The following is a 26,963-nucleotide window of genomic DNA, read 5'->3' on the forward strand; positions in this document are numbered from 1 at the left end:
ATATATTATATAATTTTATCGTTTTTTATATGAATGTTGTTCATAAAAAATCACACCCACAATCAGTTATAATTAATTTAAATATACTTCAATGAGATTTTTTTGTCAATATAAGTATATTTGATTCGGTGTTACACTATTAGCAGTATTATATATAAGTTTCAATGATGATTCTACACATTAGAACTTAATATATAAGTTTTAGCAATTCATTAATAAACCTGATATTTTCTTCTTTTTCATCTTTGTATATAAAATTTTCTATGGTCATTAATATGACAAAAGCTTCACTGAATCTATATTCCATGTCCTCTCTGATCCTAAGTCCATGTTTCGCTTTTAACTCTGCCATTATTTCATGCATCATTTTAACCAATTTATCTGAAAATTCTTTTCTCATATCTATCATGATTTCAAATTCTCTTTCTGAGGCATTATTTCTTAATAAACGCCCAATATTTCTTCTGGAATTCAGACCATCATGCAATATTTCCATAAACAAGTTTATCTTTTCTTTGGGTTCACTTTGTATTTTCATTGCATTCTCTAATTTGATCACTGTATTCTGCCAGCTGAGTTTAAAAACGTTTATAAGAAGTTGGTTTTTGTTTTCATAATAATTATATAAAGTTCCTACTCCTATTCCAGCTTTTGCTGCAATTTTTCTCATATCTGTATTTTGCCATCCGCATTCACAAAAAAGTTCATAGGCTGCATTTAGTATTTTTGTCTCGATATCTTCTATAATTTTAGGCACGAACCCTCCCCCTTTTTGAATTTAACTTACCAAAACCTTTGTAAAGGTTTATAGAAATTTATAAACCTTTACATCTGCTTACTCTTTTTCCATATATGCAATTCCAACTAACCCAGGTCCACTGTGCATTCCTGAAACTGGACTTATTGCTCCTCCAACTTGTATGGATTCTACGCTGTCAAGCTTCTTTAGTTCTTCATATACCCCTTGTGAATCCTTATATCCATTACCGTGCATTACATATACATTACATTTTTTATCTCGAGTAACATCTTTAAAGATGTTTATAAGTCTGCTGAGAGATTGTTTTCTTCCTCTGACTTTATCATATGTAAAATACTTTCCGTCTTCTCCTGTGGCTATTATAGGTTTAATATTTAAAATTTCTCCTATAGTGCCTGAAACTTTACCTATTCTTCCACCTTTTTTTAAATATTCAAGGGTTTGAACTACGAAAAATACATGCACTCTCTTTACCATTGAAGGCAAAGTGTTAACTATTTCTTCGAAAGTTTTTCCTGTTTCTATCATCTTCCCGCATTCTTCTACAAGAAGTCCTTCTCCCCAAGAAATTGCTTTTGAATCACATACATACGTAGTTATATTTTCATGACTTTCACTTGCTAACTTTACAGCATTCGAAATTCCAGATAAACCTGATGATAATGTTACTGCAATTGCATGAGTATATCCTTCTTCTTCTAATTTATTAAACATATCATGCATATCCTGCATCGATGGAAGAGATGAAGATGGCATCTCCTCTTCAAGTCTGTCATAAACCTGCTCTGGTGTAATGTCTACTCTATCCTTATATTCTCTGTCTTTAAAAATTATCCTGAAAGGCAGTACTTTTACATTATATTTTTTTATTACTTCTTCTGTTAAATCTGCTGTAGTGTCAGTTATTAAAGCAATCTTACTCACCAATTTTTCCCTCCTTCTTTTCTTTTGCTAAACGCTCTAAACTCCCTTTTAATAATACTTTAATAATACTTTAATAATACTTTAATAGTAGTATTTTATGTTAAAAAAAATTTATTATTTATAGTTCGTTATTAATGGATATCGTGTTATACTATTTGTAAATATTTCATCTATTTCTTTAATTAATATCATAATATTAATATTCTGTAAATTTTTAGCGTACATTTAATTTTATTACCTAATATATGATTTGTAAAGGAAATTTTCTTATATAGCTTATGATACCTTATGAATAACTTATGAAAGGATGTATCTGATGAAGAGACATTTAAAGCTTTCTTGCACAATTCTCGGCATTGTGATGTTTTTAATAGGCTGCACCAATAATAAATCAGCTGTTCCTAAGGTTGCAGTTTCTAAGATTGCAGTTTCTAACTCCTCAAATTCCAATACTGATAAAACTTCCACGGAGACTGCTGAAACAGCTAAAAGCAATTCAAATACAGAGGCTAACTTTATTTCTCATGCTAAAACAGAAGTGGTAAAAGACGTAGGGATTCCTGTATTAATGTATCATTCCATAGGATATGAAAAGGATAACCCTGTTAGACTTCCTGTTGAAAACCTTGAGAAGCAGATGAAATACTTAAAGGATAATAATTATACTACTCTGTCAATGGAAGAGCTATATAACTATTTTGAAAATAATAAGGCTATTCCTAAAAAATCCATAGTACTCACCTTTGATGACGGTTATCTGGACAATTATACGAAGCTATACCCCGTACTTAAAAAATACGGCTTTAAAGGAACCATATTTGTCATAACAAATGCTATTGATAAGGGAAAAGACTATTTACTCTCCAATCAGCTGAAAGAATTGGACAAAAACTGCTTGGCAATTGAAAGTCATACTGCGGGTCATGAGAATTTATCAGAGCTTCCTTATGATAAGCAGTTAAAAACATTAAAATCTTCAAAGGAATATCTGGAAAGAACTTTAAATAGAGAAGTAAACTATATCGCTTACCCTTTTGGAAAATATAATCAAGAAACTCTGCGTGCTGCAAAGAATGCAGGCTACAAAATGGCATTTACCACAGCTGGAAAATGGTCCGATAAATCCGACGGCATTCTAACTCTGGACAGAGTATATATAAGTGGCTTTTTCGACTTGGATACCTTTATAAGAAGAGTAACAAATCCAGACTATTATTAATGGGGTCAGGTCACAATTTTTCCATACAATTTCGAACCCAAAACTGGGGTCAGGTCACATTTTTTCTGAATCAAAAATAAAAATTGGGGTCAGGTCACATTTTTTTTGAACATAGCATGGACAAAACCCATGCTATGTTTTTTTATTTTATATATATTTGTAATCAATTATGTCTTCAGGTATATATTAAATTCGTGCAACTCCTGTTTTTCTAGCAACTTTCGCTACCTCCCCCGCTACAGCTGCTGCTACTCGTTCATCAAATGCTTCTGGAATAATAAATTCTTCATTTAATTCTTCATCTGTAATTATATTTGCAATTGCTATTGCCGCCGCAACCTTCATTTCTTCAGTAATATCAGTTGCTCTAACATCTAAAGCTCCTCTGAATACTCCTGGAAATACTAAAACATTATTAATTTGGTTTGGAAAATCTGATCTCCCTGTTGCGATAACTCTCGCTCCACCTCTTTTAGCTTCATCTGGCATTATTTCTGGTACTGGATTTGCCATAGCAAATATAATTGCATCTCTATTCATTGTTTTAACCATATCTGCTGTCACTATATTAGGTGCTGAAACACCTATGAATACATCTTTTTCTTTAATAACCTCTTCTAATGTTCCTGACTGCATTTCTCTGTTTGTTTTCTTCGATATTTCTGTTTGTGCCCCATTCATCCAGTCTGCACCTTCAACTAGCGCACCTTGTCTGTCGCACATAACTATATTTTTAGCTCCTTGAAGTATAAGAAGTTTACAGATTGAAATTCCTGCTGAACCTGCACCATTTATAACTATTTTTGCATCTTCAAGACTTTTCCCTACTAATTTTAATGCATTGCGAAGTCCTGCTGATACAGCTATTGCCGTTCCGTGTTGATCATCATGGAATACAGGAATGTTTAACTCTTCTTTTAATCTTCTTTCGATTTCAAAACATCTTGGTGCTGAAATATCCTCTAAATTTATGCCACCAAAGGTTGGTGCTAGATATTTCACTGTTTTTACAATTTCATCAACATCCTTTGTGTCAAGACATATTGGGAAAGCATCTACATCTGCAAATTTCTTAAATAATATAGCTTTTCCTTCCATTACAGGTATTGCGGCTTCTGGTCCAATATCTCCAAGTCCAAGTACTGCTGTTCCGTCTGAAACTACTGCTACAAGATTTCCTTTAGCTGTGTACTTATATACATCCTCAACATTTTCATGGATCTTTTTGCAAGGTTCAGCAACTCCTGGTGTATATGCTGTACTTAAGTCATCTCTATTTTTTACAGATATCTTAGATACTATTTCTACCTTCCCCTTATTTTCTTCATGCATTTTTAAACTTAGCTCTTTGTAGTTCATCAAAATCTTCCTCCTCTGTTCTATTCTTTTCTTACTTACTATTCTGTTTATTACTTGCTCTTTTCTTTGTAGTAGAATTTTCATTATTTGTTCCAACACTTTTGTACTTATTATTTTATTTTTCTTCTATTATATTATACTTTTAAACTTCCTTCTTATATTATACTTCTATTATATACTTCTATTATATATTATAAAAGAATAAATGGGGTCAGGTCACAATTTTTCAAGATCATACTTTTACATTTCTAAAAACTAACTGAAATAAATGGGGTCAGGTCACAAATTTTCTTTTTTAAAATTCATTCATAACTTTGTCATCAAACTGTAACAAAAGAAAGTTATTATATACTTACAGCAATAAAATATTATTCACAAAAGTTTCCAATTGAAAAAAGTATTCCAATTGTTATGCATAGAATAAATATTAATAATTATTCTAGGCTAAACTATAAAAGTTGTAGCAGTATTCTAGAACTTTTATATTTGAAAAGCATACAGCAAAATTTAATTCAAAGAAAGTATTAGAATTGTCGGTAATTATATGAATTTATTAGGAGGTAGTATATATGAGCATATTTAATAATGATAGTGATTTAAATAATGAAGGAAAATTTATTGAAGGTGAAATTATTGAACCTAATTCTATGGAAAATCAATATATAAAAAATGAAACTTATATATCAGCAAAGAATAAAAAAAGAAAAGGATTAAGCAAAAGAATCGGATCTTATGTTCTTATCGGTCTAATTTCTGCATCATTAGGTGGTACTGTTTCATCAATAGCAACTATAAAATATTTTAACCAAGCAGCTTCTCAGCAGCAACCAATCCAAAGTGAGAATAATATAAGCAATGTTAATAAAACATCAGCAAATACGGTTCCACTTTCTGTGGCAAATGTAGCAAAACAAGTAGGACCCGCAGTTGTAGGTGTATCTACAAAAAGTATAAGTTCTACTGATATGTTTGGTTTTCCAGAGCAACAGGAAGGTATGGGATCAGGAATAATATTTAATGAAGAAGGTTATATTCTTACAAATTATCATGTTGTGGCTGGGGCAAAACAAATAAACGTAATTTTTAATACCGGCAATGGCGGCAAAGAAACCCCAGCAAAGCTAGTAAATTATAATGCAGAAATGGATATAGCTGTTATTAAAATAACTGAACAAGTAAAAGTACCTGCTGTAGCAGAATTTGGTGATTCAGATAGTCTTCAAATTGGTGCTCCAGCTATAGCTATTGGTAATCCTCTTGGAAAGGAATTTTTAGGTACAGTAACTTCTGGAGTTATAAGTGCAGTTAATAGAGAAATAGCTATTAATGGACAAAAGCACAATTACATTCAAACTGATGCTGCTATAAATCCTGGGAACAGTGGTGGCGCTCTTGTAAATGTATATGGTCAGGTAATTGGGGTTAATAGTGCCAAAATTGGCGGAAATCAAATAGAAGGTATGGGATTCGCTATCCCAATTAATGCAATTAAGCCTGAAATTGAACATCTCTTAAAACCTATATTAAAAATTGGTATTGGAGCAAGAGAAATAGATACTAAGCTTTCTAAGCAATATAATATCCCTGTAGGAATATATATACAGCAAGTTGAAGAATTCAGCCCTGCTGAAAAAGCTGGATTAATACCTGGGGATGTTATTACTAAGTTTGATGGTAAAACAGTTAAAACTGCAAAAGAATTAAATGAATTAAAACAAAAACATAATGTTAATGATAGTGTAAATATAGAAATTGTTAGAGATGGGAAGAAAAAAGCTTTAAGCTTAAAGCTGGCTGAAAATTAACAGTGGTATCAGTGGGGTGAGGTCACAAATTTTNTCACTAACCAACAAACTAGAAAGGATAGGTTTATACTATGGCAAGATCTGTGAGAACTGTTGATCTATATGGAACAAATCATATCATGAATAGAGGAAGTAGTGATACAGTCATATTTAAAACCAATAAAGATAAAGAAGTTTTTTTGAATATAATAAAAAAAGCTCAAAAAATATATAACTTTGTTCTTTATTCATATTGCATAATGGATACCCACTTTCACTTATTAATTTATTCTAACGGATCAAATATAAGCATTTATATGAAATATATTCAACAATGCTTTGCTATGTATTATAACAGAACAAATAAGAGACATGGTCATGTTTTTGCAGATAGATTCAAGAGCGTTCCTGCTAAAGCTGATGCTGATTTATCTATGTCTTGTGCGGAATTAAACATTTCAGCTTATATCCACAATAATCCTAAAGATGTTGCTGGTTACATAGGGAAAATGGAACGTTTCAAATATTGCAGCTTTGGAGTGTATTTAGGCCTAAGAGAAGATTATCTAAACATTTTAAACACTGATTATATACTGTCATTTTTTCATCCAAGTGATAGAGGAATCGCTAGGGAAAAATATAGAGACTTTGTTTATCAATTTAGTCATATTGATATGAAGGAAACTATTGAGTTTAAAAACGAATCTTACAAATATCATTCTGACAAAAAATCTTTAGTTAATAAAACCTTCACTCCTAAACAAATCATAGATTTTGTATCTAAATATGTAGGGGATGATTTTTGTGCACACGTGAAATATAATCATAAAAATTCAAAAATAAAGTCTTTATGCGTAATTCTTATGCGATCCATATGTGGATTAACATTGAAAGATATTGGATCAATACTCGGTAATGTAACTTCTTCAAATGTATGGGCGTTAAGTGAAAATGGTCTTAGCTTTATTAATAAAGAATACAAAAATATTATTAATGACTTTATTGAATATAGCAATATGCCTTCTGCATAAACAATTATTTTTTAAAAATTCTCCTCTTAACTCTTATATTTCAAATTTGTTCAAGGACAAGCTATGATTTCAGATTGCGAATTTACAGAGATTATGGACAGGTCACAAAAATTCTAGCTGAATTTTTGTGACCTGTCCATAATCTTTCCATCTTCTTTAGCTTAACTTTAACGTAAAATAAAACTTAACGCCATTTTCAGTATTTTTTGCACCATATTCACTATTGTGGAGCTTCAAAATATTTTTTACTATGGCAAGCCCTAATCCAGTACCTCCAAGACTTCTATTTCTTGATTTATCTATCTTGTAAAATCTATCCCATATCTTCGATAGTTCATCTTGTGGTATTTTCTGTCCTTCATTTTCGATTTCAACTAGCACTTTATCATCATTAAATATAGTTCTAACGAATATTTTCCCATCATCCTTAGTATGCCTAATTGCATTAGTTAAAAAATTCGTTACAACTTCTTCTATTCTTATATCGTCACCTAAAACTATTAAATTGCATTTAATATCTGTGATAATTTCAACATTTTTATCTTGTTTTTTTTGTAACCTGACCCCATTTAGTTTTTTTATAATCTCTACTATTACATTATCTAAAGCAAATTCTTTAATATTTATATTAACATTTCCTGATTCTAACTTTGAAAGTTCTAACATATCTGACACAAGGCTTCCCATCTTCTGAGACTCGTCTATAATTACATCTAAATAATATTCTTGTTCTTCTCCCTCAACAATGCCATCCTTTATTCCCTCTGCGTATCCCTCAATTAAGCTTATGGGAGTTTTAAGTTCATGAGAAACAGATGCCACAAATTCTTTTCTCATCTTTTCAAGCTCTTTTTCTTTTTCTATATCTTGCTTTAATTTTTCGTTAGATGACCTAAGAGAAGTCAAAGCAGACTTTAGATTCTCTGATAAAAAGTTTAATGTATGGGCAAGATTTCCTATTTCATCCTCTCTATCATCTTGGCATTTTTCAGTAAAATCAAGTCTAGCCATTTTTGATGCCGTTTTATTTAAATCTACTAATGGCTTTGATATCATCCCCGAATATATAAATGATAATACTAAAATCAATCCCACAGCTGATATATATATGTATATATAAAATTCCTTCATCACGTTGGCTGCTTCATCAACAGGCTGCAGAGATGACATAGCAAAAATAACCTTAGCGGGAATATTGTTTACCAATATAGGATTTACACTAACAATATTCTTTATATTGTAAAATTTATCATCAAAAACATAGGTTATTGTCTCATTTTTGTTCTGCATTTTAAAAAAAGCCTCAGGATTAGATGTCCATTGATGAATTATTGACCTTATTACTTTTATTTTTACTGAATCCTTCAGTTCATTTTCATAATCCGTTATATAATTAAGTAATCCATTACTTTCTAAAATTACTATTTTTGCATTATTAGCCTCTTCAAATTCTCTAATATTTTCTAAAGTATTTTTGCTATTCCCAATATTATTTACATAATCCTTTTCAAATTTCTCTAAGGCAGTTTTAAGGTTATTTGTTTTTCTACTTATATAAAATTTTTGAAAAAACAAAGACTGAAAAATAAGTTGTACGCTTATAAAAGATATAAAAAATACTGCTGTTACTATAAACAATTTTAAGGTAATGTTTTTTTTCATTTTTTCACCTCAAATTTATAACCGCTTCCTCTGACAGTTTTGATAAGCTCTGCCTTTGATTTTAACTTTTCTCTAAGTCTTTTGATATGAGTGTCTACTGTTCTTAATCCTCCATAATAATCGTATCCCCACACTTTATCCAAGATTGTATCTCTACTCAATGCAATTCCTTCATTCTTAGCCAAGAACAAAAGCAAATCATATTCCTTTGGTGAAAGCACTGCATCCTCCCCATCTATCTTTACTTCATGAGATAACTCATTTATTTCTAGTCCATAGTAATTCATAATAGAATATTCAGTGTTATTTTTTGAACTAGTCCTTTTTAACATTGCCTTGCCCTTAGCAATTAACACTTTGGGACTAAATGGCTTTGTAACATAATCATCTGCACCCAGTTCATATCCTAAAAGTTTGTCATCTTCGTCTGACCTAGCTGTCAAAATAATTATTGGTACATCTGAATTTTTCCTTATATTTTTGCAGACTGTCCACCCATCCATATAAGGCATCATTATATCAAGGATTACCAAATCTACTCTATTATTTTTAAATACTTCAAGAGCATTTATACCATTCTCTGCCTCATATATTTTATAGCCACTTTTAATAAAATAATCCTTTAAAAGTTTCCTCATTCTTTTCTCATCTTCAACTATTAAAATACTTTGTTCCACCATATCACCTCTAAAATCGTAACTTTCCTAGGTTAATTCAACTATAATTTAGCTGAAATAAAAAACCTATTTTAATTAAGTTTCCCTTTATTATACTATATACTATTGAATTATTACATCTTGTATCAACCAATCTTTTTCTATAAAATTGTTATATGTTTATACTTTGCAGAAAATTTGTGACCTGACCCCAATTATTTCACGGCAAATTTGTGACATGACCCCATTTTTTATATTTAAATTGTTTGAATTTTTTGTGACCTGACCCCAATTTTTCCACCAATTCTTCCAATTATTATTGTATTTTTTTACATTTTATGGTAAATTGGATATGTTCGTGATATTTTATCATCATAAATAAATAAACACCTATAAATATAAACGTAGTAAATAGTAAAAATAAATATTATATGCTTTTCAAAACAATATATTAACACATACCAGTATTTATGCTATACTATTATTGGTATTGTAACGATATAAACTATATTAATATATAATTTTGTTTTAACTATCACCAACTATCACCAAAATATTAATATTAAAGAAATAAAGAAAAATATTAAAGGAGAATATTAAAGGAGGAAAACTCATGACCTTCTGTGACGAGAACAATATGGAATTAATCAAAAATGACTTACGCTACTTAGACCTGCTTGCAAAGCAGTATCCTGATATTTCTTCTGCAAGTACAGAAATTATCAACCTACAAGCTATTTTAAATCTACCAAAAAGTACTGAACATTTTATCAGTGATATTCATGGAGAATATGAATCCTTCACTCATATGCTAAAAAATGCTTCAGGTGTTATAAAACGAAAGATAGATGATATATTTGGAAATTCCTTAAGAGAAGGTGAAAAATGCAATCTAGCCACTTTAGTTTATTATCCTGAACAAAAGCTGGATTTAATAAAACGCACAGAAGAGAATTTAGATGATTGGTATAAAATAACTCTATATAGACTCATAGAACTATGCAGAGTGGTTTCTTCAAAATATACCCGTTCAAAGGTTAGAAAATCTCTTCCAAGGGATTTTGCCTATATTATTGAAGAATTGCTACATGAACAAGATGGGAAAATAAATAAGCATGAATATTACAACGGAATAATAAATACAATAATTGACCTTGACCGTTCCCCTGAATTTATAATTGCTATCTCAAAAGTTATTCAAAAGCTTGCAGTAGATAGACTTCACATTATTGGTGATATTTATGATAGAGGTCCTGGGGCTGAAATAATAATGGAAGCGCTGATGAAACATCATTCTATAGATATTCAGTGGGGAAATCATGATATTTTGTGGATGGGTGCTGCTGCTGGTTCGGAAGCCTGCATATGCAATGTACTTAGAATTTCACTAAGATATGCCAATTTAAATACCATCGAAGATGGATATGGCATAAACTTGCTTCCCCTTGCAACTTTCGCAATGGAGATTTATGAAAACGATTCATGCAAAAGCTTTACTCCTAGAACAATAGAAAAGAAACTAACCCCAAAAGACCTTAAACTTCTTTCAAAGATGCACAAGTCTATTTCTATTATTCAGTTTAAACTTGAAGGACAAATTATTAAAAACCACCCAGAATTCTTAATGGATGATAGACTTTTATTGGAAAAAATTAATTATGAAAAAGGTACAATTGATATCTACGGAAAAACATATACACTTAATGATAAAAATTTTCCTACTATCGACCCTAAAGATCCATATAAGCTTACTCCACAAGAAGAATGCTTGATTGCTAAATTAAAACGTTCCTTTATTCACAGCGAAAAGTTTCAAAAACATATTCGTTTCATGTACAGTAAAGGAAGCATGTATTTGATATATAATTCTAATCTGCTTTATCACAGCTGCATTCCGCTTAATGAAGACGGAAGCTTTAAAGAAATACGAATCGGTGATAAAAAATATAAAGGTAAAATCCTATTAGATAAATTTGATACACTGGCAAGAGAAGCTTATTTCTTCAAAAGTGACTCTATACAAAAACTTTTTGCTATGGATATGATGTGGTACTTGTGGTGTGGTCCAGATTCCCCAGAGTTTGGTAAACACAGAATGACTACCTTTGAAAGATATTTTATAGATAGTAACGAAACCCATACAGAGGACAGGAATCCTTATTATAAATATAGAGATGACTCAGATTTATGCAAAAACATATTCAAAGAATTTGATTTGGATCCTGCTACTTCTCATATAATAAATGGACATATACCTGTTAAAACTAAAGAAGGCGAAAGCCCTATTAAAGCAAATGGCAGACTCCTAGTAATAGATGGCGGCTTCTGCAGAGCTTATCAGCCTCAAACTGGAATAGCAGGATATACTTTAATCTATAACTCCTATGGTCTTCTTCTAACATCTCATGAACCTTTTGAATCCATAACAAAAGCCATAGAAGAAGAACAGGATATTTTATCTTCTACAATTATATTAGAACATGCCTTAACTAGAAAAAGAGTTGCAGATACTGATATAGGTAGAGAGCTAAAAAAACAAATTAAAGATCTGGAAATGCTGCTTGTAGCATACCGCAAAGGTCTTATTAAAGAAAACAAGTGGGAACGGGAATAAAAAGCAGAGGACAATTGACAGAGGACAGTTGAGAATTGAAAATTGAGAGTTAAAGAAGTTTTCCTTACAGAAAAGCAAAAAAACAAAACCTAGTATCAACCTTTGGTTATACTAGGTTTTTGTATTTCATTTTTAATTTTATCTTAGCAAAATATCCTTAACTGTTCTCTATCATCTATGTTCTATGCTCTGTCCACTTTAAACTTTCTTATTTTTTCCCTAGCACCTAGCACCTGGTTACTGGTTACTGGTTACTGGTTACTGAATTTTAACCCTGTCGTGAATCAAATATGAAGGATATTCAAATTCATACCATTTTTTAACCTTCATCTTGTCCCCTAATAAATTGAATTTTGGAGAATACTCCTTTGTAAAATCAATGTCAGTAAGAGTATTAAATAGGAAAATTCCATTTGCTCCTGCATTATACGCCTCATGAGCTCTAACAAGATAATCCTCAACAGTTAAGTATTCATTCTGAGGAACAAGTAACCCCTTTTTTATTAGTTCTTCCGTTTCCTTAGTTAAATCTTGACCCTTAAGATTAGCTGAAATTCCAACATATAATTCAACTTTTGTTCCCTTAACCATATCAACAAATTTATCTAAATCATAAAAATCCTCAAAGCCAATAGATGAAGGAATTAATCTGTCAATAAGACCTTCCTTTACCCAAGTCTCAACATCAAGTCCATAAGAAAGAGTATTAAGATATGGCACTCTCACTGATATCTTCTTGTTAGGAATTTCTCTTCTGACACTTCTCATAAATTCATTCATAATCTTGATTTTTTCGTCTGCAGTTGCTTCACTTCCCATAACATTTGGATATCTGCAAAAATCAAGATTTATATAGTACACATTATCAAAACTTGCAATTTCTTTTAATACGTTTATTACATATTGCCTGTATCTTGGATAGAAATAACTTAATAAATGACTGTTATTTTGCTTACAATTCGCATATTCATCATACATATTTCCATTTAAAAACATTGTAGCCATTGCACTGTAAAATGCATTCATACGCATTGATGCATTTACTCTGATTCTCTTTTCTTTACCTCTATCTGCCGCAATTTGTAAAGGTGATTTTCCTATATCCAATATATTCAATATCTGTTCTCTTGCCAGTTTATCTCCCTGTCTAATATAAGAATCATATTTGTGTGAATCTTCAAAGGGTTTTCCTGCATAAATACTATTATAATTTAATAGCCCTGTAGTCCCTATCTCATAATTAATTTCTCCTGCTCCTGCATCTCTTACAGAATCAACAACTACATTTTTTAGTTCCTCCTCATTTCCACATTTGCCCCAGAAGAAATCTGTAAACCCATCATTATTATAAACTACTCTGGTATAGCTTCTATATTCATCATATCTTTTGTATAAATCAACCTGTTCCTGCGTTAACCCTGCTAATTTTATGTATGCTATCCTTGCCTTCTTACCATCTATACCTGCAATAGAAACAGTTCCATCCTTAAATTCTGCTGCAAAAGCAAAAGCTTCTTTAAGATATTGTTCTTCATTGTTCTTTTCTACTATCTTAATATTTTCTTCCTTTCCAGCTCCCTTTACTTTAAATTCTTCTGTTCCCGTAACATACCCTACATATATTCCAAACCATCCATTAATCTTTGCTGGAAGCATCAATTCCTCTGCTCCCTTACTATTCTCAATGTATATCTTATTGGAATTAAATTTATTCAAAGTATATGTTGAAGCATTCCAATTGGTATAAACTACACTTTTACCATTAATATCCTTCAACTTATCTATTCTGTCAAATATATATTCTTTTCCTGCTTCTGAAGTTATGGTGTCACCATCATTTATCTTCTCATCTCCTGCATGTCTGTCCACTTTTTTTATAGTGAATTTTGTATCCTTGCTCTTTTTTAATTTAGCATTACTTGTTGAATAAATATTTGTTCCAATCTTTAAAGTATAGGTTTCTCCTTCATTATACTGCTTTACTGGGGGCTTAACTAAAATAGCTTTGCAATTTTCACTTAGTTCCAAGCTTATGTTTACCTTCTTCCCATCTTCATTAATTACACTTATTTCCCTTTTAGTACTTTCATCCAATTTTACTTTCTTAGAAAAATTAATCTTCCATACTTTACTCTTATCTACTTCCAGGATACCATTTGTTTCTCCTTTTACAGCTTGTCCTCCTAAACATATAAACATAAAACTTAATATCAAAATCCCAACTAACTTTTGATGCATTTTCTTAATCAATTTAATCCCCCTCTAGGTGCGTATAATTTATATCGTAAAATCTACATTATCTTCTATTATAAACCATTTTACTTAAATAAATCTATCTCATTATGCTATTTTTTACAAATTTCTTTATTCTAAAAATATGATTCCACTTAAATTCTACGCAAACTATCAACTTCCTAAAGTCCATTATATATAAGTTGCAATAAATACTATTCATTGTATTAAAACTTGGTTGAAGTTTTTTCATAAATTGATCATTAAGTAATGAATATTGATAATTTCAATATATATTATTTTTCCACCCCAACAATAGTAATATTCCTTAAATTCCAATCTTCCGTAAGATTAAACACACTTCCACTTTCTAAACAATTTACTGTAGGACGAGTTGAACACACCTCATTATTTTGAATAACAATGGCCTTTTCTCCATTGCTTAGCATTACTATGGTACCTAAAGGATAAGGTGCCACTTTTTTTAAAAATATTTTAACTAGCTTGGGATCAAATATAGTTCCATTATGAGCCATAATATATTCAATAGCATCTGAAGGGAGATACGCCTTTTTGGTAGGAGTCTCTGAAATCAAATTATCATAAGCATCACAAATACAGATTATTCTTCCAAAAATAGATATGTTTTCTCCTTTCTTCCCATCTGGATATCCTTTTCCATCATATCGCTCATGATGCTGAAGAATTCCTACATATGATGTTACTGGAATATTGAAAAACTGCTTTATATATCTATATCCTTTCTCTGCATGAGATTGCACTGTCTTTTTCTCATCATCCATTAGATTTTCTGTTTTGTTCATAATATGCTTAGGTATAAAAACCTTGCCAATATCATGAAGCAGCGCAGAAGTCACTAGTTTTTCCAATTTTGCATTATCTAAATTTAATGCTATCCCTATTACCCCAGCTAAAACTGCAACATTAACCGAGTGGCTGTACATATAATCATCATAGTTTTTTATATCAATCATATTAATCATAATACTTTTATTTGATAATATTTGTTCTATCATGTTTTTAGCTATATACTCTACCGTATTCAAGGTTTTAATTATACTTTTAGGATTATTATAAATGTCCCTAATAGCTTTAACCGCACCAATTCTTAATTCTTCTGATATAACATTTTCAATTTTTATATTTTCAGATATACTGTCCTCAATATACACACCATTAATTACCATTTTCTGAATGTCTGCAATATATTTTTGCGATAATACAACATCCCTTGCAAGTAAAACTACTCCACCTTGAGAATATATATTCTTTCCTAAAACCATGCCTTCCCTTAAGCAGTTTGATGGAACATATCTCATAAACACACCCACTTCTTATTTTTTATTAAATTTAATAAAACTTCAAATTAAATTTCCAGTTTTATTATCGTATATAAAGTATATAAATATAGTACTTTTATTTGGAAATTTTATATAAAACCTTTAGTACACACTCCTATTTATCAGTAATCATTGACCAGCAGCTTATCCGCAGTCATAAAAATATGTACTTAATAAAAATAAGAGATTAGATACTGAATTTCAGTTGCCAGGTCATTAGATACCAGCACCTGGCAACCTATTTTATTAAAACTTCGTTGAAGTTTTTTCATAAATTGATCATTGAACAATGCCCATTGATAATTGCAATATATATATATATACGTAAATTCTATCTGTTTTGGTTGGTATTTGCTCAAAATTAAATTAATTTTTCTACATCATATAAAGAATTTAAAATCAACCAGTTTTGTGGAAAGTATTTTCCTATGCTCCAGTAGCTGACACCTCCCAATTTATATCTATTAGCTACATCCAACTTGGCTCTTATGCTTCGTGCATCTTCAAACCATACAATGTGCTGTCTTCCAGCATTATCGTAGTAAGTAAAGAAAGGTGCTTGTGCTTTCCAGTCATATTGTATAATAGCTCCTTCCCTAAAAGCTAAGTTTACAGCTTCTGTATTGGATAATGCTTTTGCTGCTGTTCCTTTTACATAAGGTAGTGTCCAATCATATCCATAATTAGGTATACCCATAAAAATCTTTTCTCTAGGTATAGCAGTTACAGCATAGTTTAAAACTTTTACTACCTCATTTAATGGAGCCACTGCCAATGGTGGACCAAAAGTATACCCCCATTCATAGGTCATCAATATTACATGATCTACTAAAGCTCCATGTACAGGATAATCATGTCCTTGATACAATATTCCCGGCTGATCTGCCGCAATCTTAGGTGCCAATGCAGTTGTAACAGTATAACCCAAAGGTTTAAGCCTATTTACCGTTTTTCTTAAAAAATTATTATAATCTTCTCGGTTCTCAGGATATATATACTCAAAATCTATGTCCAATCCATAATAATTTTTAGCCTTTAGTGTTTGAATTACATTATTCAATAGATTTTCCTGAGCAGTATTGTTCGTAAGAATTTCTTTAGCAATATCACTGCTAAAGCCTTTTCCTTCTTCTATATTTGTAATTACCATTAACGGAGCTACCTTGAACTCTCTTGCAGCCTGAATTAATGGAACATCATCAATTTCCTTCAAGCTTCCATCCTTCATTACTTGATAGTTAAATATGCTTAGATAAGTTAGATTCGGAAGGGTTTTTCTAAGTGTCTCCATTTCAATTTCAGGAAATGCATACCCATTTACCTCTATAGTTCCATATTTTCTTGTTCTCTCTGGAATAATTATAATTTGTCCTACTTTAAGCTTACTGGGGTCTGTTATCTGTGGATTAGCTACTAATATAGCTCTTGGAATCATTCCATAGGTTCTGGCTATTGTGTAAATTGATTCTCCAGGAGCTACTGCATGCTTTCGTTCTCCTTCTAGTATTACAAGACTTTCTCCAATGACCAGTTGTCTAGGATCTTTTAGTTCATTATCCTTTGCAATTTTATCTGCTGAAACTCCATAAATACGTGATATTGAAAATAAGCTTTCTCCAGGCCTTACTACATGAATAATCAAATATTACTCCTCCTTATATTACTAATTTACTATATGCAGCTTACTCTCTAGAGGATAATACAACTTTAAACTCCTTGTAATTTTTAAAATTCATCGAATAAACTTTTTAATATATCAAAACTTAATTTATTAAAATTTTACCAAAGGAAAGCATCGTTCACTCTCTATTTTCAACTTTTTAAAATTTATAAATATAATAATATATCTAAAACTCAACACATATATTTCCTATATAGTAATTTAAAGTTGAGGTGTTATTTATCTTTATTGTAATAAAAAAATCAAAATTAATTTCAATTTTTTTAGCTATAACATTAGTAACAACTGTGCTATCTTGGTATTGTATTTCTTCTCCTACTGATGCTAAATTCACTGAAAATGTACCAAACAAAGAGGAAATTACTAATGAGATAAAGGATTTGTTCCAGATTAGAAATAAATCTATTTTAATGAAGGATATCGAAGGAATAGATTACATATATGATAAAGATACTAAATATGGAGTATGGGCTTATGAACATGAAGTAAAAAAAATGAAATATCTATTTAACTGGTCTGAAAAACAAGGGGTAAAATTTATAGATATCGTTCCTATGGTAATTATACGAAGTATTAAAGGATATCAAAACACTTATTCTGTAAATCTTATTTGCTCTACAGAATATACGTATGTTTATGAAAATCAAGAAGATTATACCAAGATGAATATGTTTAGAATCGGAACAGCTCATTCCTTAAGATTAAAAAACAAGGACGGAGTTTGGGTTATAACAAAAGAATGGTATACAGATCCCTTTGCAGACTCTTTAAATCTGGATAATATAAAAGCAGATGATATAAAAAATTATATTTTGTCTCAACCAGCTAGAGATTTTTCAACTCTAAACAAACGAAGAATTTCAGCTGTAGAATATGCTGATAAATACTGTGGCATAGCTGCTGATGAAGAGTTTGGCTTCAAATACAATAAAAAATATGGTGATTTTAATCCTTTAGGTGGAGATTGTGCTAACTTCGCTTCTCAAATTTTACACGAAGGAGGGAAATTCAAAAAGACTTCCACATGGAATTTTGATAGAGGTGGCGGTAGTAAAGCTTGGCTAAATGCAAATGGCTTCAAAGATTATATGTTAAACAGCGGTAGAGCCTCACTTATAGCTCACGGTAGCTACGAGAAAGTATATAAAGCTGCTTATAAACTGCAGCCTGGAGATTTTGTAGCCTATGAAAAGAAGGGAAAGGTTGTTCACATTTCTACAGTAACTGGTGCAGATTCAAAGGGCTACTCTTTAGTAAACTGCCATAATACTGATAGATACAGAGTCCCTTGGGATCTTGGCTGGAGCGATAAAAAAATAAAATTCTGGCTGGTGAGAGTACACTATTGAATAATGTTGCCAGGCAACGTTATTCTAGTAACCAGCGACCAGTAGCCAGTGACCAGTTAAAGGAATAGTAGTAACAGCTAGTGAAAATTTTGAAATTTAATTTTTCACTAGCTATTTTGTTTTTTAATTTAATTGAAAGATTTTCTGACCTAAGGAAGAAAATTCTCCTTCACTGGCTGCTGGTTACTGGTATCTGGTTACTTAAGAAAAGTGCATCACACTTTTCTTACCAGTCTCCCGAAGATCCTCCTCCTCCGCTGTCTCCACCGCCGAAGCCTCCGAAACCGCCGCCGCCAAAGCCTCCTCCTCCGCCTCTGCCTCCGCGACCGCCTCCAAAGAAAGAGTTCCAAAATAACATTTGAAGAATAAATCTTATTATTCTTCCTCTGTTAAAAATAATATCTAAAAAAACTAAACCTATTAATATATATATAGGAACAGGATTCCCTTGTACATTTTTCTCTTTTTTGTAATTTAAATCTATCTTTTCACTTTTTTCTAAAGTTACCCCATACTCTTTAGCTATATTGTCTACAAAGATTGAATAGGCGTTTTTAAGTCCTGCCCCGAAATTACCCTTCTTAAATTCAGGTACAGCAGCTTCCTGCATAACTCTGTTTGTCAAAATATCAGGCACAGCACCTTCAAGTCCTCTGCCTACCTCTACAGACCATTTTTTCTCCTTCATAGCCATTAAAATCAAAAAACCATTATCCTTATCCTTTTGCCCTATTCCCCATTTTCTAAAAAGATTAACCCCATAATTCCTAATTTCATTTCCTTCAAGAGAATTTATTATAACAACAGCAGCCTGTGCTCCAGTTTTATCTTCCAACTCTTTTCCTACAGATACTATATATTCTTTCGTATCACTATCCAATATGTCAGCATAGTCATTTACATATTTTAGGCTTGTTGGATTTGGATATTTTGTTTCTGCTTTTATATTTTGAAAGGGAATTAAAACAAACAGCAAAGCTAATATAACAATTAACAATCTACTGAATTTGTTTCTTGATTTTTTCATTTTTAAAACACCCCCCTTCTTTTAGTAACCAGTGACCAGTAGCCAGTGGATAGTTATGAAAAGAATTAAGCTTTACTACTATATACTTTGTAGTTTTGCATTAGCAAAACATCCTTTACTGGTTACTGGTTACTTACTAAAGTCTACCTTTGGCACATCTTTAGCTCCTTCTGCGGCTTTATAGTAATCTTTTTGTTCAAATCTAAAAATTCCTGCTATTATTGAATTAGGGAATTTCCTTATTGTAGTATTATAAGTGTCCACAGTTTTGTTATAATCCTGTCTTGCTAGATTTATTCTATTTTCTGTTCCTTCCAAAGCTACTGTTAAGTCTTTGAAATTTGCACTGGATTTTAAATCTGGATATCTCTCTACTACCACTAATAGTCTTGATAAAGCTGAAGAAAGTTTGCTGTCAGCATTGGCTTTTTCACTGACAGTCTGTGCTCCGCCAAGCTTTGCTCTGGCATTTGCAATATCAGTAAATATATCTTTTTCTTGTGCTGCATACCCTTTAACAGTATTCACAAGATTAGGAATCAAATCACTTCTTCTTTGCAGTTGAGTGTCTATATCAGATTCTGACATTTTTACCTTTTGCTCCAAACTAACCATACTGTTATAACTTCCTATTACAGGCATTGCTATCAGCAGCACCACAGCTATAACTATAAGTACTGTTTTAAGTATTCTTTTCATTCTTATACCTCCGTGCTAAAATTACATTCATATTAATATTATTGTCAGGGATGCATAATTAATACCAAAATATTAAAATTAATTCTAGTCCCCAGTCGCCAATCCCCATTCACCAGTGAAAAATGTTTTGCTAATGCAAAACTAAAATTAAAATAAAGAAAAATAGACTTAAAAGTAGATATAATCTATCTTTAAGTCTATTTTATTTTAATTTTATTTAACTTTTCTTAATTCCTTTTCTCTTTTTTCTTTATACTGGTTACTGGTTACTGGTTACTGGTTACTGGTTACTGGTTACTGGTTACTGTAAACTATAAGAAAAGTGCACCGCACTTTTCTTATAAGTATAGTCTTGTTCCAATTCTCCTGTCATATTCTGACCAGGTATTGGGTTCTGTAATCTTCTTAACTTGTGATATCTTATTCATTACCGCATCTACATTGTCTGCAAAATTCACAACAAATGCCTCTTCAAGACTGGCAGCTTTAGGAGAACCATATTCTATTTTTCCATGGTGTTGTACAATACATCCTTTCATTCTACTTTTAAACTCCTCACTATAAATATCTCCTCCTGCTCGAAAAGCTTCTTCCAACATAGTTACAGCTACCACTATATGCCCTTCCATATCACCTCTCATTGTCACTTGAAAAGGTCCATCTGTATAGTATTCTTCTACTTTTCCAATATCATGAAGCTTAGCTGCAAGGATAGCGATTTCTTTATATCTACAGTCATATCTATAAGCAAGAATTTTAGCAAGATACATTACATTTAAGGTGTGTTCTGCAAGACCACCAATATAATTATGATGCTGTCTAAGTCCTCCAATACCCTTCTTAAACTTATCTACAAACTCTTTATTTCCGAAGAAATATTTATCTAACGCTTTACTTTCTTCACTTTTAAATTCTTCTTCAGAAATCTCTTTAATTTCTTTCATAATCTCATCTATATCAGCATCTATAGTTGGCAGAAAATCTTCTATTTCATATTCTTCTTCCTTTTCAAACTCCTCCACAACTAGAAATCTATCATTTGCATCAGCTTTAATTTTAATTACATCTCCCACTTTTAAATTACATTCAGTATCCTTAATTTCTGATTTTATGTCTCCAGTATTATCTCCTATAAAAGCAATAATAGTTTCTTCTTTTCTTTCCAGTATCTTCATTATCATAAAGCTGGTTTCTATAATCTGTTTTTCTTCAAAACTCTTTAAGTCCTTTATGTATATATTCTTCATATACAGCACCTCTCTAGATTAAATTTTTCAACAGCATCCTCACAGCAAGTACACAATTATCTTTCACCAAACCTGATTTTTTATCCACTCCAAATATAATTTAAAACTTAACTCACATAGAGTATTAGAATTGTTAGTCATAAAATAAACCTAGAAAAGACAAAAGACTTGAAGATAGCTCCCTCCTATCTTCAAGTCTTTTGCTTTTTTATTTGAATTTTAGTTTTGTACTGGCAAAATAGCAAAAATGCCTCCAAAGGCTATGCACGAATAGTAAGTTATTATTCTCCAAAGCAGTACTGCCGGCATTATAGTTGCGGGATTAAAAAACAAGCTAAACAGCAGATAAAATCCCCCTTCTGACCCTCCAGATGCACCTGGAAGAGGAATAACTGCCACAATCATATTCAAAAAAGTTTCTGCAGCAATCATATTCCAAAAATTTGCTGAATTCATGTTGAATGCTCTGTATATAAAATAAGGAATAATAAAATATGCAGTTAATTGAACAAAAGTAAGAACTGTGCATCTAATCAATATCTTCAAATTTTTACTCATCTCAACTGCGTTTTCATGAAAGTTTGACAACTCTTCTTCTATCTTTGATAAACTCTTCTCCATATCCTTAACCAATCTAATCTTATTTAAAAATGTAAATATTACTTTTAATATAGAATTAGTCACTTTTTTATTGACAGAAGCCATTAACAGAAATAAAATCACCCCAGTATTTATTAAAAAACCTATAATTGATATATAAAAAAAGTTGGGCAAATTTTGTTTAAAAAAAGTAAACTTTAAAATAATCGCCATAAGAGAATATAGTGTAAGTACTCCTTGATAAACAATTAATTTCATAGTCAAAATAGAACTGGCAGAACCTGCCTTAATACCTCTTTTCATCATAAAATATAATTGTGCAGGTTGCCCTCCAGATGCAAAAGGAGTAATGGAATTAAAAAACTGTCCTACCATTGTTATTTTAAAAGAATCTACAAGTTTCTGTCTCAAAAATATTGATTGTGTAAAAATATTTAATATAATACTTTCAATTGCCCAATACATAAACATGCAAAACATGGCCAATAAAATCCATATGTAATTCAAGTTCGTCAATTGTTTTATGAAATACCCTATTCCATGTGAAAATATAAGAAAATATAAAAATACTACAGCAGATAATATAATAATTATTATATTAAAAATTTTATTCTTCATTTAAATCTACTCCCTATGTTTAACACTCTTAAACTGATATTTCTAATTTATCACTAAAAGCCCCTTCCCCGTTCAATTCTCAACTCTCAACTCTCAACTCTCAATTCTCAACTCTCAACTCTCAACTCTATAAATATTATACCTGTAATCAAGAACAATTATATCATTCTATTCTTAATTATTTATTAACTCTACCTTAATTTTATCCTCTGGTTACTGGCTACTAGTTACTGGTTACTGGTACCTGGCTACTAGTTACTGGTTACTGGTACCTGGCTACTGGTCACTATTTTTTGTTTTGTATACAAATTTATAAATAATCAAATACTAAGCATAGGACTAATGGGAGGATAATTATGAATTATAAAAAAGTACTTACTATTTTATTTTTCTGTATAGGAATATATATCTTTTTTGCTAGTGGAACAGTCTCAGTTCCATCAGAGGAAATTGCTGTTCCATCAACAATTGGCTTTGATCTTGAAAGAAAAGGTTCAGAAGTAGAATACAGTATTCCTATTGCTGTTTATAATTATACTGGCAAAGAAATTCCTTCCACTATTATACAAACCGGAGTAGGCAAAACCATAGGAGGCACTAGAGAAGACCGTCAATTGGGATCTGACCTTAAATTTTTATTAGGTCTGGAAAAAGTACTCATATGGGGAGAGGATATTGCACGATTCGGCATTGAAAGTTCAATTGATATGTTATTTGCAAATCCTAATGTTAATGATACTGGACTTAATGCAGTGTGCAAAGGTAAGTCTATGGATATTCTTAAATTTAGCGTTGAAGGCTATCCAAACGCTGGGGATTATATTGAAAACCTGTTAACTCATGCAAAAGAATTCAATTTTTTTTCAGATAACTATAAACTTATGGATATTTATGTAAGAATAGGTGCAGAAGGAAGAACATTGGTGCTTCCTTATATAGAAATAATAGATAAAAAGCCTAAAATTACTGGAATGGCTGTATTTAACGAAGACAAGATGGTAACAACTTTAGGTATGAAAGACACAAAAATTTTAAATCTTCTAAAGGAAGACAATGTTAAAGGTATGCTTTCAATAAGAAAAAATACAGCAGAATACATAGACTATTACCCTACCTCCAAACGAAAAGTCAGCTGTGAAAAAATCGATGATAAATATAAATTTATTATTTATTTATCTTTAAATGGAGACATAATAAACAATAATTTGTATGAAGATATAGCCAATAAACCTGCTGTACAGAAAAAATTTATAAATGATATAGAGAAAAAAACAACTGAAACCTGCTATGAATTTATTGATAAAATGCAAAATGATTATAAGATTGACTGCCTGGCTCTTGGTACAGTAGCTGCAGCCAAATATGGAAGACATACTGAAACTGACTGGAATAAAATAGTTTCTGAAGCTGATATAATTGTTAATGTCAAAGTTAAACTAGACAAATTTGGTAGAGGAGATTACTAAAAATACTAAGCATAGGGTGATATGTAATGATTCTTAACTATAATTTAGAAGAAAAAATCAATTTTCTCACCACAGAAATTGGAAATAAAAATCCTGTAATTATTAAAAGATTTTTCATAGGAAAAAATCAACCAATATCTGCTTGTGCTTTATATATGGAAGCTTTGGCAGAAAGAGATATTATAAATAGAGATCTTTTACGTCCCTTAATGTTCAACGTTGAAGAAGAAATAATTCTTGGAAAAGATACTTGTGAATATTTGTGCAGAAAGTATATTCCTTTATCCAATACTGTAACTGAGAGTGATATCAGTAAGGCTGCAGAAGCTATCAAAATTGGGAAAACCGTCATTTTAATAGATAGCCTTGAATATTTCATAATTACGGATACCAAAGGTGGAGAACAGCGCAGTATTTCTGACCCAACTAATGAATCAGCCATAAGAGGCGCAAGAGATAGCTTTGTTGAAAATATTAAAATCAATATAAGTACACTTAGAAGAAAAATAAAAGATAAAAATTTGGCTATTGAAAAATATACCGTTGGAAGGCGTTCTCAGACAGCTTTAGCCCTTATATATATTGATGATATTGTGGATAAAACTGTTTTAGATGAAGTCCGCCGGAGAGTTCAGGCTATAGATGTAGACTCTCTTGAAGATTCAGGTGTACTTGAACAGTACCTTGAAGATAACCCCTTTTCTCCTTTCCCACAAATTTTTGGAACAGAAAGACCAGACATTGTAACAGCAAATTTAATGGAAGGCAGAATAGCTATTATTTTAAATGGAAGTCCTTATGTTCTTACAGCTCCAGCTTTATTTGTAGAATTTTTTCAAGCTCTTGAGGACTATTCGGAAAGAACCCTGACATCTTCATTTTCAAGACTCCTTAGAACAATATCAATCTTTATTATAATAACTTTATCACCTATATACCTAACTCTTATAAGATATAATACGGAGCTGATACCCGTAAAATTCATAACACCTATTGTTCAAGCAAGAAAAGGTATTGCTTTAACACCATTTCTTGAAATACTATCTATGGAATTAATAGTAGAGTTTTTAAGGGAAGGCGGTGTCAGATTACCTCCAAGAATCGCTACAACCTTAAGTATAGTAGGTGGTATTATTATAGGGAATACAGCTGTTGATTCCAAGGTTGTGAGCCCTACAACCCTGCTCATAATTGGAATATCTGTTGTTTCTACCTTTTTAATACCTAATTACGAAATGTCTCTTGGTATAAGATTTTTAAGATTTCCAATGTTGGTGCTTGCTAATGTTATGGGGTTTTTAGGAATTACTGCAGGTTGGTTTTTCATACTGGTTCATATTACAAGTATGAAAAGTTTTGGAGTATCTTATTTTGCAATAAAGGGCAATGATTTAAAAGATATATTTGTAAGAGCACCTATATGGCTTATGAATAAAACTCCTGAAGAACTGCCAAATACCAATCCTGTACGTCAAACAAATTTTAGAGAAAAGTTATGGAGGAAAAATAAGAAAAATGAATAATACAAGTAACAAATTTCTAAGTTGCAACCAAATAACTGCTCTATTGATTGCTATTGCTATTGGCCCAGGTTCTTTAAAATTAGCTAATATTCTGGTATTAAAACTTCAGCAAGACGCATGGATTTCTTCAATTATTGCACTGTTAAATCCATTATATATGATTCTTGTAAGCAGTTACATTATCAAAAAATATCCCAATGATAATATATTAAGTTTAAGTAATCAATATTTTGGAAATACATTTGGAAATTTGCTGAATTTATGTTTCTCATTGATGTGTACTATATATATATCAACAGTAACCTCTGATTTAGTTAGATTTTCTCGGATTTACTTTGTAAGCTTTTTGTCTCCCTTAAAAGTTGTTATTGTTTGTATTACTTTAACTTATTTTGCAGTTTATAAAGGTTTGAGTACTTTGGCAAAGATATGCGAAATAAGTATGTATCTATTGATATTTATAACTATTTTTTCATTATCTTCATTAAAGTATGGAAGTATACTGAATATACAACCAGTATTTAGTTTAAGTTTAAAGGATATACTCAAAGGCAGCATACTTACAGCTTATTCCTATTCAGGTTTTGAGTATTTGCTAATATTTCATCCCTTTGCCAAAGACACTAGTACAATAAAAAAAGCGAGTTTAAAAGCTGTACTTATATCTGGTTTTATATGGGTATGGTCTGTTTTTTCAACAATATATTATTTGGGTATAGATATAATCCCTAAAAGCCTATGGGCTTATATACTGGTTTTTGAAAGTATTAACGTACCTCTCATCAATAATTTTAGATATATTTTCATGTTTGTCTGGTGCTTTATAGTGTTTAGAATAAATGCTGTTAACGCATTTATTTCCTCCTTCATTTTAAACCATGTTACAAAAATAGATATAAACAAAATATTATTATTTTTATATTTTCTTTCATTAATTTTATCCTTGCAGTTTGTAGATGTGTCATTCTATAAAAAAGTAATAGATCTTATCTCCCCTATTTTATTTGTATTCAATGTTATATATGTTTCTTCAATAGCATTAATGGTATTAATTAAAGGTAAGAATACTTTATCCTTATAATTGAAAGTTAAATTAGACAACTTTAGGAGAGAAATTTACTAAAGACCAGCTCTCAACTGGTCTTGTTCAC

At 31.0% G+C, this 26,963-nt stretch carries 20 protein-coding genes; 8 read left to right on the top strand and 12 right to left on the bottom strand.

What is annotated here, in order from left to right:
* Window positions 1-187: 187 nt before the first annotated feature.
* Together OIO11_RS07880 and OIO11_RS07885 are read right to left on the bottom strand one after the other, a co-directional pair.
* Window positions 188-757 carry a TetR/AcrR family transcriptional regulator gene (locus OIO11_RS07880; protein WP_268070897.1) on the bottom strand — a complete coding sequence of 190 codons (570 nt, stop codon included), beginning with the start codon at window positions 755-757 and terminating at the stop codon, window positions 188-190.
* 78 nt (window positions 758-835) lie between these two features.
* Window positions 836-1,684 (bottom strand): DegV family protein, encoded by an 849-nt coding sequence (locus OIO11_RS07885; RefSeq protein WP_268070898.1) that lies wholly within the window; start codon window positions 1,682-1,684, stop codon window positions 836-838.
* Window positions 1,685-2,000: 316 nt separating this feature from the next.
* Here OIO11_RS07885 and OIO11_RS07890 point away from each other — a divergent pair, with 316 nt between their 5' ends.
* Entirely contained in the window at window positions 2,001-2,903 is a 903-nt protein-coding gene (locus tag OIO11_RS07890) for a polysaccharide deacetylase family protein (protein ID WP_268070899.1), read from the top strand.
* Between the two features lie 186 nt (window positions 2,904-3,089).
* Here the strand turns inward: OIO11_RS07890 and OIO11_RS07895 are convergent, their stop codons facing one another.
* On the bottom strand, window positions 3,090-4,262 hold the full coding sequence (locus OIO11_RS07895) for an NAD(P)-dependent malic enzyme (protein WP_268070900.1): 1,173 nt from the start codon (window positions 4,260-4,262) through the stop codon (window positions 3,090-3,092).
* Between the two features lie 569 nt (window positions 4,263-4,831).
* Here OIO11_RS07895 and OIO11_RS07900 point away from each other — a divergent pair.
* Both OIO11_RS07900 and OIO11_RS07905 read left to right on the top strand, forming a co-directional pair.
* Window positions 4,832-6,067, top strand: a complete 1,236-nt coding sequence (locus OIO11_RS07900; protein WP_268070901.1) for a S1C family serine protease — start codon at window positions 4,832-4,834, stop codon at window positions 6,065-6,067.
* Window positions 6,068-6,138: 71 nt separating this feature from the next.
* Window positions 6,139-7,077: a transposase gene (locus OIO11_RS07905; protein WP_268070902.1), complete on the top strand. Its 939-nt coding sequence runs from the start codon at window positions 6,139-6,141 to the stop codon at window positions 7,075-7,077.
* A 156-nt stretch (window positions 7,078-7,233) separates the two neighbouring features.
* On the opposite strand, the gene OIO11_RS07910 is transcribed toward OIO11_RS07905, so the two are convergent.
* Both OIO11_RS07910 and OIO11_RS07915 read right to left on the bottom strand, forming a co-directional pair.
* The gene (locus OIO11_RS07910; protein WP_268070903.1) at window positions 7,234-8,739 is read right to left on the bottom strand and encodes a sensor histidine kinase; all 1,506 of its coding nucleotides are present in this window, start codon (window positions 8,737-8,739) and stop codon (window positions 7,234-7,236) included.
* Window positions 8,736-9,416 carry a response regulator transcription factor gene (locus OIO11_RS07915; RefSeq protein ID WP_268070904.1) on the bottom strand — a complete coding sequence of 227 codons (681 nt, stop codon included), beginning with the start codon at window positions 9,414-9,416 and terminating at the stop codon, window positions 8,736-8,738. The genes OIO11_RS07910 and OIO11_RS07915 overlap by 4 nt, the downstream gene beginning before the upstream one ends.
* Window positions 9,417-10,008: 592 nt before the next feature.
* Between OIO11_RS07915 and OIO11_RS07920 the strand changes: the two genes are divergently transcribed.
* Window positions 10,009-12,009: a fructose-1,6-bisphosphatase gene (locus OIO11_RS07920; RefSeq protein WP_268070905.1), complete on the top strand. Its 2,001-nt coding sequence runs from the start codon at window positions 10,009-10,011 to the stop codon at window positions 12,007-12,009.
* A 258-nt stretch (window positions 12,010-12,267) separates the two neighbouring features.
* On the opposite strand, the gene OIO11_RS07925 is transcribed toward OIO11_RS07920, so the two are convergent.
* The 3 genes from OIO11_RS07925 to OIO11_RS07935 all read right to left on the bottom strand — a co-directional run bounded on the left by OIO11_RS07925 (window position 12,268) and on the right by OIO11_RS07935 (window position 17,244).
* Window positions 12,268-14,259 (bottom strand): hypothetical protein, encoded by a 1,992-nt coding sequence (locus tag OIO11_RS07925; RefSeq protein WP_268070906.1) that lies wholly within the window; start codon window positions 14,257-14,259, stop codon window positions 12,268-12,270.
* 278 nt (window positions 14,260-14,537) lie between these two features.
* Window positions 14,538-15,581 carry an HD-GYP domain-containing protein gene (locus tag OIO11_RS07930; protein WP_268070907.1) on the bottom strand — a complete coding sequence of 348 codons (1,044 nt, stop codon included), beginning with the start codon at window positions 15,579-15,581 and terminating at the stop codon, window positions 14,538-14,540.
* A 382-nt stretch (window positions 15,582-15,963) separates the two neighbouring features.
* On the bottom strand, window positions 15,964-17,244 hold the full coding sequence (locus OIO11_RS07935; protein WP_268070908.1) for a glycosyl hydrolase family 18 protein: 1,281 nt from the start codon (window positions 17,242-17,244) through the stop codon (window positions 15,964-15,966).
* Window positions 17,245-17,495: 251 nt separating this feature from the next.
* On the opposite strand from OIO11_RS07935, the gene OIO11_RS07940 reads away from it, so the two are divergent.
* Complete coding sequence (locus tag OIO11_RS07940) at window positions 17,496-18,632, top strand: amidase domain-containing protein (RefSeq protein WP_268070909.1); 1,137 nt, start codon at window positions 17,496-17,498, stop codon at window positions 18,630-18,632.
* Between the two features lie 226 nt (window positions 18,633-18,858).
* Here the strand turns inward: OIO11_RS07940 and OIO11_RS07945 are convergent, their stop codons facing one another.
* From OIO11_RS07945 to OIO11_RS07960, 4 genes are all read right to left on the bottom strand, one after another.
* Entirely contained in the window at window positions 18,859-19,659 is an 801-nt protein-coding gene (locus tag OIO11_RS07945) for a TPM domain-containing protein (RefSeq protein ID WP_268070910.1), read from the bottom strand.
* A gap of 129 nt (window positions 19,660-19,788) precedes the next feature.
* On the bottom strand, window positions 19,789-20,358 hold the full coding sequence (locus OIO11_RS07950) for a LemA family protein (RefSeq protein ID WP_268070911.1): 570 nt from the start codon (window positions 20,356-20,358) through the stop codon (window positions 19,789-19,791).
* A gap of 338 nt (window positions 20,359-20,696) precedes the next feature.
* Complete coding sequence (locus OIO11_RS07955) at window positions 20,697-21,605, bottom strand: HD domain-containing protein (RefSeq protein WP_268070912.1); 909 nt, start codon at window positions 21,603-21,605, stop codon at window positions 20,697-20,699.
* A 219-nt stretch (window positions 21,606-21,824) separates the two neighbouring features.
* Window positions 21,825-22,823 carry a lysylphosphatidylglycerol synthase transmembrane domain-containing protein gene (locus OIO11_RS07960; RefSeq protein WP_268070913.1) on the bottom strand — a complete coding sequence of 333 codons (999 nt, stop codon included), beginning with the start codon at window positions 22,821-22,823 and terminating at the stop codon, window positions 21,825-21,827.
* Between the two features lie 356 nt (window positions 22,824-23,179).
* Between OIO11_RS07960 and OIO11_RS07965 the strand changes: the two genes are divergently transcribed.
* Genes OIO11_RS07965 through OIO11_RS07975 form a run of 3 tightly spaced genes read left to right on the top strand, consistent with a single transcriptional unit; the run spans window position 23,180 to window position 26,893 of the window.
* Window positions 23,180-24,289, top strand: a complete 1,110-nt coding sequence (locus OIO11_RS07965) for a Ger(x)C family spore germination protein (RefSeq protein WP_268070914.1) — start codon at window positions 23,180-23,182, stop codon at window positions 24,287-24,289.
* 26 nt (window positions 24,290-24,315) lie between these two features.
* Window positions 24,316-25,812: a spore germination protein gene (locus tag OIO11_RS07970; RefSeq protein ID WP_268070915.1), complete on the top strand. Its 1,497-nt coding sequence runs from the start codon at window positions 24,316-24,318 to the stop codon at window positions 25,810-25,812.
* Window positions 25,805-26,893 carry a GerAB/ArcD/ProY family transporter gene (locus tag OIO11_RS07975; protein ID WP_268070916.1) on the top strand — a complete coding sequence of 363 codons (1,089 nt, stop codon included), beginning with the start codon at window positions 25,805-25,807 and terminating at the stop codon, window positions 26,891-26,893. Before OIO11_RS07970 ends, OIO11_RS07975 begins: the two co-directional genes overlap by 8 nt.
* The last annotated feature ends 70 nt before the right edge of the window (window positions 26,894-26,963 follow it).

The sequence above is a fragment of the Clostridium sp. ZS2-4 genome (assembly GCF_026719745.1).
Classification (GTDB): domain Bacteria; phylum Bacillota; class Clostridia; order Clostridiales; family Clostridiaceae; genus Clostridium_H.

Excerpts from the sequence above, each read along its gene's own strand:
- OIO11_RS07890 (WP_268070899.1), top strand. The coding sequence starts at position 2,001 with ATGAAGAGACATTTAAAGCTTTCTTGCACAATTCTCGGCATTGTGATG.
- OIO11_RS07895 (WP_268070900.1), bottom strand. The coding sequence starts at position 4,262 with ATGAACTACAAAGAGCTAAGTTTAAAAATGCATGAAGAAAATAAGGGG.
- OIO11_RS07900 (WP_268070901.1), top strand. The coding sequence starts at position 4,832 with ATGAGCATATTTAATAATGATAGTGATTTAAATAATGAAGGAAAATTT.
- OIO11_RS07905 (WP_268070902.1), top strand. The coding sequence starts at position 6,139 with ATGGCAAGATCTGTGAGAACTGTTGATCTATATGGAACAAATCATATC.
- OIO11_RS07910 (WP_268070903.1), bottom strand. The coding sequence starts at position 8,739 with ATGAAAAAAAACATTACCTTAAAATTGTTTATAGTAACAGCAGTATTT.
- OIO11_RS07920 (WP_268070905.1), top strand. The coding sequence starts at position 10,009 with ATGACCTTCTGTGACGAGAACAATATGGAATTAATCAAAAATGACTTA.
- OIO11_RS07930 (WP_268070907.1), bottom strand. The coding sequence starts at position 15,581 with ATGAGATATGTTCCATCAAACTGCTTAAGGGAAGGCATGGTTTTAGGA.
- OIO11_RS07945 (WP_268070910.1), bottom strand. The coding sequence starts at position 19,659 with ATGAAAAAATCAAGAAACAAATTCAGTAGATTGTTAATTGTTATATTA.
- OIO11_RS07950 (WP_268070911.1), bottom strand. The coding sequence starts at position 20,358 with ATGAAAAGAATACTTAAAACAGTACTTATAGTTATAGCTGTGGTGCTG.
- OIO11_RS07955 (WP_268070912.1), bottom strand. The coding sequence starts at position 21,605 with ATGAAGAATATATACATAAAGGACTTAAAGAGTTTTGAAGAAAAACAG.
- OIO11_RS07960 (WP_268070913.1), bottom strand. The coding sequence starts at position 22,823 with ATGAAGAATAAAATTTTTAATATAATAATTATTATATTATCTGCTGTA.
- OIO11_RS07965 (WP_268070914.1), top strand. The coding sequence starts at position 23,180 with ATGAATTATAAAAAAGTACTTACTATTTTATTTTTCTGTATAGGAATA.
- OIO11_RS07970 (WP_268070915.1), top strand. The coding sequence starts at position 24,316 with ATGATTCTTAACTATAATTTAGAAGAAAAAATCAATTTTCTCACCACA.
- OIO11_RS07975 (WP_268070916.1), top strand. The coding sequence starts at position 25,805 with ATGAATAATACAAGTAACAAATTTCTAAGTTGCAACCAAATAACTGCT.